The sequence below is a fragment of the Protofrankia coriariae genome, from assembly GCF_001017755.1.
Lineage (GTDB): Bacteria > Actinomycetota > Actinomycetes > Frankiales > Frankiaceae > Protofrankia > Protofrankia coriariae.
Window position 1 is genome coordinate 294,518 of sequence record NZ_JWIO01000003.1, and the last position, 10,720, is coordinate 305,237.

General features: G+C 68.3%; 6 protein-coding genes and 1 pseudogene (1 of these 7 only partly in view). 5 read left to right on the forward strand and 2 right to left on the reverse strand.

The features are described 5' to 3' along the window. A protein-coding gene (gene treS / locus FrCorBMG51_RS03660; protein ID WP_047221653.1) for a maltose alpha-D-glucosyltransferase crosses the window boundary here: on the reverse strand, positions 1-1,706 show its 5' portion. 115 nt of this gene lie to the left of the window's left edge; the window shows 1,706 of its 1,821 coding nt (coding positions 1-1,706); the start codon lies at positions 1,704-1,706; the stop codon falls past the left edge of the window. Next, the gene (locus FrCorBMG51_RS03665) at positions 1,703-3,688 is read right to left on the reverse strand and encodes an alpha-1,4-glucan--maltose-1-phosphate maltosyltransferase (protein ID WP_047221717.1); all 1,986 of its coding nucleotides are present in this window, start codon (positions 3,686-3,688) and stop codon (positions 1,703-1,705) included. Before FrCorBMG51_RS03665 ends, treS begins: the two co-directional genes overlap by 4 nt. A 543-nt stretch (positions 3,689-4,231) precedes the next feature. On the opposite strand from FrCorBMG51_RS03665, the gene FrCorBMG51_RS03670 reads away from it, so the two are divergent. The 5 genes and pseudogenes from FrCorBMG51_RS03670 (at position 4,232) to FrCorBMG51_RS03690 (ending at position 9,630) form a co-directional block, all read left to right on the forward strand. Next, positions 4,232-4,807, forward strand: a complete 576-nt coding sequence (locus FrCorBMG51_RS03670; RefSeq protein ID WP_047221654.1) for a TerD family protein — start codon at positions 4,232-4,234, stop codon at positions 4,805-4,807. A 398-nt stretch (positions 4,808-5,205) separates the two neighbouring features. Further along, positions 5,206-6,396: a DUF475 domain-containing protein gene (locus FrCorBMG51_RS03675; protein ID WP_047221718.1), complete on the forward strand. Its 1,191-nt coding sequence runs from the start codon at positions 5,206-5,208 to the stop codon at positions 6,394-6,396. Between the two features lie 172 nt (positions 6,397-6,568). Then, entirely contained in the window at positions 6,569-7,288 is a 720-nt protein-coding gene (locus FrCorBMG51_RS03680) for a TerD family protein (RefSeq protein ID WP_047221719.1), read from the forward strand. Between the two features lie 87 nt (positions 7,289-7,375). After that, positions 7,376-8,308 carry a nucleotide exchange factor GrpE gene (gene grpE, locus FrCorBMG51_RS29270; RefSeq protein WP_235433280.1) on the forward strand — a complete coding sequence of 311 codons (933 nt, stop codon included), beginning with the start codon at positions 7,376-7,378 and terminating at the stop codon, positions 8,306-8,308. A gap of 82 nt (positions 8,309-8,390) precedes the next feature. Next, positions 8,391-9,630, forward strand: a pseudogene (locus FrCorBMG51_RS03690) (IS701 family transposase). The last annotated feature ends 1,090 nt before the right edge of the window (positions 9,631-10,720 follow it).

Here is a 10,720-nt window from a genome sequence, read left to right on the forward strand (position 1 = left end):
GGCGGGAAGCGCACCCCGCCGAGCAGTTCGACCGGCACCATTCCGGTGAACCTGCGGAGGTCGAGCTCCACCGGCTGGGCGAAACGTGACAGGTTGGCCACGCAGAGCACCCGGTCGTCGCCGAACTCCCGGACAAAGGCGAAAACGGACGGATTGGACGCCGGGAACTCCTCGAAACTGCCGAGGCCGAAGACCGGATGCCGCTTACGCACCTCGATCATCCGCCGGGTCCAGGCCAGAAAGGACGTCGGCATCCGCTGCCCGGCCTCGACGTTCAGCGCCTGGTACCCGTACACCGGATCCATGATGGGTGGCAGGTAGAGCCGGGCCGGATCGCTCGTGGAAAAACCGGCATTGCGGTCCGGGGACCACTGCATCGGCGTCCGCACACCGTCCCGGTCACCCAGGTAGATGTTGTCACCCATGCCGATCTCATCGCCGTAGTAGATCACCGGTGAACCGGGCAGCGAGAGCAGCAGCGCGGTGAAGAGCTCCATCTGGTCACGGCTGTTCTCCAGCAGCGGGGCGAGGCGTCGGCGTATCCCGATGTTCGCCTTCATGCGCGGGTCCTTCGCGTACTCGGCGTACATGTAGTCGCGTTCCTCGTCGGTGACCATCTCCAGGGTCAGTTCGTCGTGGTTGCGCAGGAAGATGCCCCACTGGCAGTTCGGCGGGATCGCCGGTGTCTGCGCCAGGATCTCCGAGATGGGGTAACGGGACTCCCGGCGGACAGCCATGAAGATCCGTGGCATCAACGGGAAATGGAACGCCATATGACACTCGTCGTCGTCGCCGAAGTACTGGACGACGTCGGACGGCCACTGGTTCGCCTCGGCCAGCAGCACCCGGTCGGCGTATTTCGCGTCGAACTCCTTGCGGATTCGACGCAGATATTCGTGGGTCTCCGGCAGGTTCTCGCCGTTGGTTTCCTCCCGTACGTAGAGGTACGGGACGGCGTCCAGCCGGAATCCGTCGATACCGAGGTCCAGCCAGAAGCGCAGCACCTCGATCATGGCTTCCTGGACGTCCGGATTATCATAGTTGAGGTCGGGCTGGTGGGAGAAGAAACGGTGCCAGTAGTACTGGCCGCGCACCGGGTCCCAGGTCCAGTTCGACTTCTCCGTGTCGACGAAGATGATCCGGGCGTCGAGGAACTTCTGGTCCGTGTCCGACCACACGTAGAAGTCGCCGTATGGGCCGTCCGGGTCGCTGCGGGAGGCCAGGAACCACGGGTGCTGGTCGGAGGTGTGGTTCATGACCAGGTCCGCGATGATCCGGATGCCTCGGCGGTGGGCCTCGTCCACCAGGTTGACGAAGTCCCCGAGGTCGCCGAACTCCGGAAGAATCTGGAAGTAGTCGGAGATGTCGTACCCGCCGTCCCGCAGCGGTGATTCGTAGATCGGCAGCAGCCACAGGCAGTCGACCCCGAGCCAGCTCAGGTAGTCGAGTTTGCCGGTGAGCCCGCGCAGGTCGCCCGTGCCGTCGCCGTTGGAGTCGGCAAAGCCGCGGATGAGGACCTCGTAGAAGACCGCCCGCTTGAACCACAGCGGGTCGCGGGACAGTTCGTCGGCCGACGGTGGCCTGGCGTCGCCGGCCGACGGCCCGCTTTCGGTGCTCCTGCTTTCGGTGCTCCTGGTGTCCCCGGCGCCTCTGGCTCCCTCGGCGCCCCTGTCGTCCTCGGTGGTTCCGGTGTCCCTGGCACTCATGCCCTGCGCCGGACGTCGAGGATGTGAGCTGGTTCCGTCACCGGGTCCAGCCGGACGTAATTCTCTTGCCCCCACGTGTAGTCAGCCCCGCTGATCTCGTCGTGAACGTCGAATGTCTCCCGCCACTCGAGACCGAGGGCGGGCATGTCGAGACGGACGGTCGTCTCCCGGGTGTTGTGCGGATCCAGGTTGACGACGACCAGGATGCAGTCGTCGCCCGCTGCCCCCCCGGAGCGCTTGGAGAAGACGAGGAAATCGTCGCCATCGGCATGGTGAAAACGAAGGTTGCGCAGCCAGTGCAGCGCCGGATGTTCCCTGCGTATCCGGTTCAGCCTGGCAAGATATGGTGCGAGCGAGCGTCCGGCGTTTTCAGCGCCGGCCCAGTCCCGTGGTCGGTACTGGTATTTCTCGGAGTCCAGGTACTCCTCGCTGCCGGCTCGTACGGGAGCGTTCTCGAACAGCTCGTAACCCGCGTAGACTCCCCACGACGGCGACATCATCGATGCCAGCACCGCGCGAATCCTGAATGCCGCCTCACCGCCCTCCTGCAGGTAGCCGGGCAGAATGTCGGGGGTGTTGACGAAGAAGTTGGGACGCATGTAGTGTGCGGTTTCGAGCAGCTCCCGGCCGTATGTCTCCAGCTCCGACTTCGTGTTGCGCCAGGTGAAATAGGTGTATGACTGGGTGAAACCGACCTGCGCCAGCGCCCGCATCATGGGCGGCCGGGTGAACGCCTCGGACAGGAAGAGCACGTCCGGCTCGACCGACTTCACCTCGGCGATGAGCCACTCCCAGAACTGGACCGGCTTGGTGTGGGGATTGTCGACCCGGAATATCCGTACCCCGTGCGAGGTCCAGTACCTGACCACGCGCAGCACCTCGTGGTAGAGCCCGACCGGGTCGCTGTCGAAGTTGAGCGGGTAGATGTCCTGGTACTTCTTCGGCGGGTTCTCCGCGTACGCGATGGAGCCGTCGCTGCGCACGGTGAACCATTCCGGGTGGACCTTGGCCCACGGGTGGTCGGGCGCGCACTGCAGGGCCAGGTCGAGGGCGATCTCCATGCCCAGGGCACGGGCCCTGGCGACGAAGTCGTCGAAGTCGTCGATCGTCCCCAGGTCCGGGTGGACGGCGTCATGGCCGCCGGCGTCACTGCCGATCGCCCACGGCGAGCCCGGGTCGTCGGGGCCCGTGACCAGGGTGTTGTTCGGGCCCTTGCGGTTGACCTCGCCGATGGGGTGGATCGGCGGCAGGTAGACCACGTCGAAACCCATCGCGGCGACGGCGGGCAACCGCTCGGCCGCGGTCGCGAACGTGCCCGACCGCGGCGGGTGCAGGCTCGCTCCCTCGGAACGGGGAAAGAACTCGTACCAGCTTCCGAACAGGGCCCGGGGCCGGTCCACCCAGATCCGGTACAGGGGCGAGCGGGTGATGAGCTCCCGCAGCGGGCACCGGGTGAGCAGGTCGACCAGCGCCGGGTCGCACGCCGCCGCGATCCGCGCGCGCGGATCCGTCAGTGTGTCGTCGCGCAGGACGTCGACGGCGTGCCGGACCGCCGCCCGCCGGCCTTCGGGGATCCCGGGCAGGGCGCGCAGCAGGAGCCGGGCGCCGTCCTCGAAGTCCACCGACAGTTCGTCCGTGCTCTGGCCGGCGGCCGTCTTGACCTCGGCAGCGTGCCGCCAGGTGGCCACCGGGTCGGCCCACGCCTCGACGCGGAAGCCCCACAGGCCCTCCGAATCGACCCGGACCTCGGCTTCGTAACGATCGGTGCCCGCTGTGACCTGCCGCATCCGGGTGAACGGGTTCCCGCGACCGTCCGGACCTGACAGTGCCACGTTGGCACCGATCAGATCATGCCCGTCACGGAATACCGTCGCGGCGACGGTGAGGGTCTCACCCTCGACTGCCCGCGACGGCCACTGCCCACAGGATACGGCGGGGCTGACGTCAGAGATGACAACCCGGCCTATGGAACGTCCGATCATCGCCGCGACCTTATCCAGGTGAACCACCCCTTGATAGTCGGCCTCTCCTGTACCGATTGGTGGCGCCCCAACGTGAACAGCGTGGGACCACCAGGTGGGGACGTGTTGGGGATACGGAGGTACTCCGCCGGGGGAGGGGGATGTCGGCATCGGATCGAAGTCTCCACGTTGATGCGCGTTCGCGGCCGGACCCGGTGCCGGGCGCGTGCTGGTCCGTCATCGGTCCCGCTCCGGGATACCCGGGCCCGCCGGGCTCACGCGGGTGGGGCGCCACCTGCTCGGCGCGCTTCGCCGACGCCCGCCCGCACACGCCGCGCCGGCGGTCGCCAGCTGCCCCGGGGGGCCGTCCCGGACGGGCCCGCGCGTGCGTCCGGGAACCCTGGAGAGGTCCCGTTCGTCCCGCAGAACACAGGCCCCATAACCCCACGTCGCCGTGGGCATGCGTGATCGAGTCCAGTAGGCTGCGTCGCGTTCGGTGCGGGGGGCGGCCAGGGCCCCGAAATACAGCAACAGCCCCGATCGCAATGACAGCAGGAGGAGCAAGTGGGAGTCAGCCTCAGTAAGGGCGGAAACGTTTCGCTGACCAAGGAGGCACCCGGTCTGACCAACATCGTCGTCGGTCTCGGCTGGGATGTCCGCAGCACGACCGGTGCTGATTTCGATCTTGATGCGAGCGCGATTGCCCTCAGATCCGATGGCAAGGTCCTCTCGGACAGCCACTTCGTCTTCTTCAACAATCTCAAGAGCCCGGACGGCGCCATCGAGCATCAGGGCGACAACCTCACCGGTGAGGGAGAAGGTGACGATGAAGCGATCAACGTGAGCCTCGCCAGTCTGCCCGCGGAGGTCGACAAGGTGGTGTTTCCGGTTTCGATCTATGACGCGGATGCACGCCAGCAGAACTTCGGTCAGGTCCGCAATGCGTTCATCAGGATCGTGAACGGGGTGGGGAGCGCCGAGATCGCGCGTTACGATCTCACCGAGGACGCCTCCACCGAAACTGCGATGGTCTTCGGTGAAGTGTACCGGCACGGCGCCGAGTGGAAGTTCCGGGCTGTCGGCCAGGGTTATGCGTCCGGGCTTGCCGGAATCGCCCGGGACTACGGAGTCAATGTCTGATCCCTCCGCGTCGACGCCCGGCCGTCGTGGCTGGCCGGCCCGGGCCGGGTGAAGCGGACCGGGAGCGCCGGTGCCACCGCGCCCGGTGAGCCGCGGGCGGGTCGTTGGATGCCTGGTGACGGCCCGCGCCCGGTGCCGGACGCCGATGGTCCCGGTTTGACCGTTACCCGGTGGTGTCGGCCCGGCCGGTTACGATGCCCGGGGTCGCGGTCTACGGCCGGGTGGCCCCCGCAGTTGCGCGGGCGTGGTCAGGGCATGGTTACGACCTGGGCCGCGCCCGCTCCGGGTCGACGTGCGGTTGATGTGATGCCTCGATGCTCCGGACCGGGGTCGAGGCGCGGTGGGTGGTGCTCCCGGTGCCGCGCCAGACCCGGTCCGGAGGAAGGTTGCCTGTCCTCGTGCATGCACTGCGAATTTTTGGTTGGTCGCTGGCGATCACCGTGGCCGGTGTCGCGCTGGCCGGTGTGCTCGGCGGCCCGAAGACGGCCGCAATCGTCGCCATCCTGGCCGTGCTGGAGATAAGCCTGTCGTTCGACAACGCGGTCATCAACGCCACGATCCTGCGCCGGATGAACGAGTTCTGGCAGCGGATATTCCTCACCGTCGGCATCCTGATCGCCGTATTCGGGATGCGCCTGGTGTTCCCGATCGTCATCGTCGCGCTCACCGCCCATCTCGGCCCCATCGAGGTCTTCGACCTCGCGTTGAACAACCCGGACGAGTACGCGGCCCGGCTGCACGACGCGCATCCGGCCATCGCCGCCTTCGGTGGCATCTTCCTCTTCATGATCTTCCTGGATTTCATGTTCGACCCCGAACGTGACGTCCAGTGGCTCCGCTGGATCGAGGAGCCGCTGCGCAGGGCGGGGCACCTCGACGTGCTGTCGGTCGTGGTCGGGCTCATCGCGCTGCTCATCGTCGCCGAGGCGTTCTCCGGTGACGCGATCCAGCAGGTGCTCACGGCCGGTGTCGCCGGTATCGCCACCTATCTGGGCGTGCGTGGTCTCGGTGAGTTCTTCGAGGCGCGTGGTGTGGGAGCCGACGACGATGACGCGGAGGAGGCCGAGAAGGACACCGGCGACGCCACCGCGGTGGTGCCCGCGGGAGCCGCGTCCGCGGCGGAGGCGACCGGCGGTAAAGGCGGTCCCAACGCGCTGGTCCTCGCGTCGGGAAAGGCCGCGTTCTTCCTGTTCCTGTATCTGGAGGTGCTGGACGCGTCGTTCTCCTTCGACGGCGTGGTAGGTGCTTTCGCGATCACGCAGGAGATCTTCGTCATCGCGGCCGGGCTCGGTATCGGCGCCATGTACATCCGGTCGATCACCGTCTACCTCGTCCGCAAGGGCACCCTGCAGGAGTACGTCTACCTGGAGCACGGAGCCCACTACGCCATCGGTGCGCTCGCGGTGATCCTCGCCATCAGCATCGAGACCGAGGTCCCGGAGATCATCACTGGTCTCGTCGGCGTCGGGTTCATCGGAGTTGCCCTGATCTCCTCCCTCCTGCGCCGGAACAAGGAGCGGGGTGCCGGTGCGGATGAGGGCGACGGCCCGGACGAACGGCAGCGTGAGATCGTTACTGCCCGTTCATGACAGTCGTGCGTCCATGGACAGCGCCGTCCATGGACGGTGGCGTTCAGGACAGCGAAGATCCTTGACCGTGTACGTGCCACCACCAGTACGTGCCACCACCACGGGGGGGTTCGCGGCGATCCGGCAACAGGCCGTCCGGCTTGCTGACACGACCACCACAAGGGAGCGGAACATGTCCATCGACTACACCAAGCGATCTACCGACTCATCCGCCGACTCGTCGTCCGGCTCATCCGCCGGCTCGCCGTCCGGCACGCCCGGGGTGTCGCTGAACAAGGTGACCCTGACCAAGAGCTCGCCCTCGGTCTCCCTGAGCAAGCAGGGTGGCGGCGGGCGGCTGCACGTCAACCTCAACTGGAACGCCCAGGGCGCGGCGGGTGCCGGCGGCCGGGGCGGCCTCCTCAAGCGGGTGCTGAGCGCCGGGCAGGGCGGGATCGACCTCGATCTGGCCAGCCTGTACGAGCTCGCCGACGGCCGTAAAGGGGTCGTGCAGGCGCTCGGTAACGCGTTCGGCTCCTTCGAGACACCCCCGTACGTCCAGCTCGACGCCGACGACCGTACCGGTGCCTCCACCGGTGGGGAGAACCTGTTCGTCAACCTCGCCCACGTCTCGGAGATCCGCCGTCTGCTGATCTTCGCTTTCATCTATTCCGGCGTCCCGAACTTCGACCAGGCCGGCGCGGTGGTGACCCTCACCCCGGCGCGGGGCGCGCCCATCGAGGTCCGGCTGGACGAGCGGGCCGGTAGCGCCCGGATGTGCGCGATCGCGCTGCTGACCAACCAGGGCGGCAACGACCTCATCGTGAACAGGGAGGTGCGCTATGTCGGCGGCCACCAGGAGCTTGACCGGGCCTTCGGCTGGGGTCTGAACTGGACTCCGGGACGTAAGTAGGCGCATATAGACAGCAAACGGTCAACAGGGCCGGGATCAGGGGGGCGAGGGGATGTGGCTGCGCGCGGCCGGGGAGTGGAAGCGGCGGTGACCCGGCCGGTGCCGGTACCGCCCGCGGACGGTGGGCCTGCTTCGACATCCCGACTACGGCACGGGTCGGTGGCCGATACGCCACATCCGGTGCCGCCGGGTGACAACGGCGACGAGGCAGACCCGGGGGAGATCGTGGCCGGCGCAGGAGAGGCCGGGGACGCCGGACGTGACGCCCCGCCGGCCGACCTCCCACCGGTGGAACCGGTCGTGACCGTCGTCGCAGAGCAGCCCCCGACACGGCCCCCCGCGGCTGGTGCCACCGGCAGGCCCGCTGGCGGGCAGGGCGTTGCCAGCGGGCCCGTCGACACCGTCACCGACAGCGCTGTCACCGATAGCGCTGTCACCGACGGCACTGTCGCCGATGCGACCGTCGCCGAGGAGAAGGCCGCGGCCGAGGACGAGGTTCCCGCCGACGAGAACGAGGTTCCCGCCGAGAACGCCGTCATCGACGGCAGCGCCGATGGTTCCGCGGCCGCCGCCGTCGCCGTCCGCCTGGACGACCTGGCCCGGCGGGTCGAGGAACTGGCCAGGCTCCGGCGTCACGACGCCGACCTGGTGGATCGCCTGCACGCCGAGAACACCCGGTTGCGGGCGGGCGAGCTGACCGAGGCGATGTCGCCGTTGCTGCGGGGCCTGATGCGGCTGCACGACCAGATGACGAGCCTGGGCGCGGACGACGGCCAGAGCGTCGCCGGTATCCTGCGTACGCAGTTGTTGCAGATCATGGATGTCGCCGTGGACGTCCGCCCGTACACCGCGGTCGTGGGCATGCCCTTCGATCCGGCCCGGCACGTCGGCGTACGCCGTATCGGTACGGACGACGCCAAGCGCGACCGGACGATCGCCCGAACCGTCAAACCCGGGTTCGTCCGTGGTGAGTCGATCGTGGTGCGTCCAGCCGAGGTGGAGGTCTTTCGGGCACACTAGTAGGACTTGATTAGGTCTGTCTGTGGTTGTACTGACTGTCGTCTTCATGTGTGTGGCGGTGGTTGGTGTGAGACAGGACGAGATGGCCCGGGTGCGGCCGGTGATCGAACGGTTCGCGGGTGAGATGTTCGCGGACCTGCCGCGGCGGGACCAGCGGGGCAAGGGTGAGCTGTATGTCCGGGGGCTGTTGACCGACGGCAAGCGCAAGAGCATGGTCCCGATGGCCGCCCGCCTCGGGGTGGATCCTCAGCAGCTGCAGCAGTTCGTGACCAGTTCGACCTGGGACTACACCCAGGTGCGGCGGCGGCTGGCCGGCTGGGCGGCCGGGTTCCTCGACCCGGTCGCGCTGGTGGTGGACGACACCGGCTTCCCGAAGGACGGGTCGGCCTCGCCGGGGGTGGCCCGGATGTACTCCGGCTCCCTGGGGAAGGTCGGGAACTGTCAGATCGGGGTGTCGGTGCATACGGTCACCGACTGGGCGTCGGCCGCGGTGGACTGGCGGCTGTTCCTGCCGGCCTCCTGGGACGACACCGCCCTGTCCGACCCGCGGGACAGCGCCGCCGCGCGGGCCCGGCGGGCAGCCGCGGGGGTCCCGGACACCGCGCGGCACCGGGAGAAGTGGCGGCTCGCGCTGGACATGCTCGACGAGCTGGCCGGCTGGGGTATGCCCGTCCGGCCGGTGGTGGCCGACGCCGGCTACGGCGACGCCGCCGCCTTCCGCCAGGGTCTGACTGACCGGAACATCCCCTACGTGCTGGCGGTGAAGCCGACCGCGACCGCCTACCCCGCCGACGCGGTGCCGGTCACTGCCCCGTACTCCGGGACCGGCCGGCGGCCNGTCTGCCTACCCCGACCCGCCCCGGGATCTGAAATCCCTGGTCATGGCCGCCGGCCGCCGCGCGGGCCGGTACGTGACCTGGCGCCACGGCACCCACAGGACCCCGGCCAACCCGACCGCCGCGATGCGCTCCCGCTTCCTCGCGCTCCGGGTCCGTCCCGCCAACCGGAACATCACCCGCAACCCCGACCGGAGCCTGCCGGACTGCTGGCTGTTGGCCGAATGGCCCCCCGGCCAGCCCGAACCCACCGACTACTGGCTGTCCACCCTGCCCGAGGGCACCCCCCTGCGGCACCTCGTCCGCCTCGCGAAGATCCGCTGGCGGATCGAACACGACTACCGCGAACTCAAAGACGGCCTCGGTCTGGACCACTTCGAAGGACGCACCTTCACCGGCTGGCACCACCACGTCACCCTCGTCAGCATCGCCCAAGCGCTCTGCACCCAGCTCCGCCGCGACCCAAAAGTCCCTGCGCCGGCCTGACTCTCTACGGAGTTCTCCGCACCCTCCAGGCCCTGCTTGCCGTCTGGACCGGCGCCTGCCCCACCTGCCAACGACCCTTCACCCACACACCCAACGTCACACAACACCTATCCGGAGTCACCTAACGATGTCCTACTACCCGTTGGGCGTAATCCAGGTACTGTCGGCACCAGTCCTGCCACGAGACGTGTCCCTCTCCGGGCCGGAAGGGTGATCAGATATGCCGGTTGTGTCCCTCGGCCCGTACACGGTGTCCGAACGGCTCCTTGCCCGCGACGACATGCGCGCCGCGCTCGCCGCCCGCGACTTCGGCACCGCCTTCCGGCTGATGCGGAAGTACGACGCCGCCAGTCAGGACCGCATCGCCTCCGCGGTCGAGGGCCTCGACCAGAGCCGCGTCAGCAAGATCGTGCACGGTCGGGACCGGGTGGCCTCCCTGGAACTGATCGAACGCATCGCCGACGGCCTGCGCATCCCCGGCGGCATGCTCGGCCTGGCCCGCCGCACATGGGAACCCACCGCACACCCACCGCACGCCCAGGTAGACGTAAAGGCGCCGGTGGTCGACAGCCGGTCGGGCACCGCTCAGCAGCCGGTCACCAACCCCGAGGCAACCGCTCAAGGACTGGTGTACGAACCCTCGGTGCGACGTACCCTGAGCACTGTCGCCGAGCTCGGGAGGGCCGACGTGCGCCGTCGGGACATGCTGCTTCGTTCATCATTCGTTCTCGGTGCACTCGCCGGCCCCAGCCGAGATTGGCTGTTGACCAGCCTGGACGCCGCCGACGCCGGCCGGCCCGCCCACGCGGACATGGCCGCGGTCGAGTCCATCCGCAACATGTTCGGCGTGTTCCAGGAAATGGACGTCATCCAGGGCGGTGGTGACATCGCCCGCCGCACCGTCGCCCAGTACCTGACCGAACACGTTCTCCCGCTCCTGCAGGAATCCCACCCCGAGCCCGTCCGCCAGGCGTTGTTCGAGGTCGCCGCCGAACAGACCTATCTCGCCGGCTGGATGGCGTTCGACTCCGGCCAACACGGCATCGCGCAGCGCTACCTGATCCAGTCCCTCCGGCTCGCCGACGCCGCC

What these genes read in the sequence shown, in the direction of transcription:
- FrCorBMG51_RS03665 (WP_047221717.1), bottom strand. Translation starts at nt 3,688, where the DNA reads ATGATCGGACGTTCCATAGGCCGGGTTGTCATCTCTGACGTCAGCCCC.
- FrCorBMG51_RS03680 (WP_047221719.1), top strand. Translation starts at nt 6,569, where the DNA reads ATGTCCATCGACTACACCAAGCGATCTACCGACTCATCCGCCGACTCG.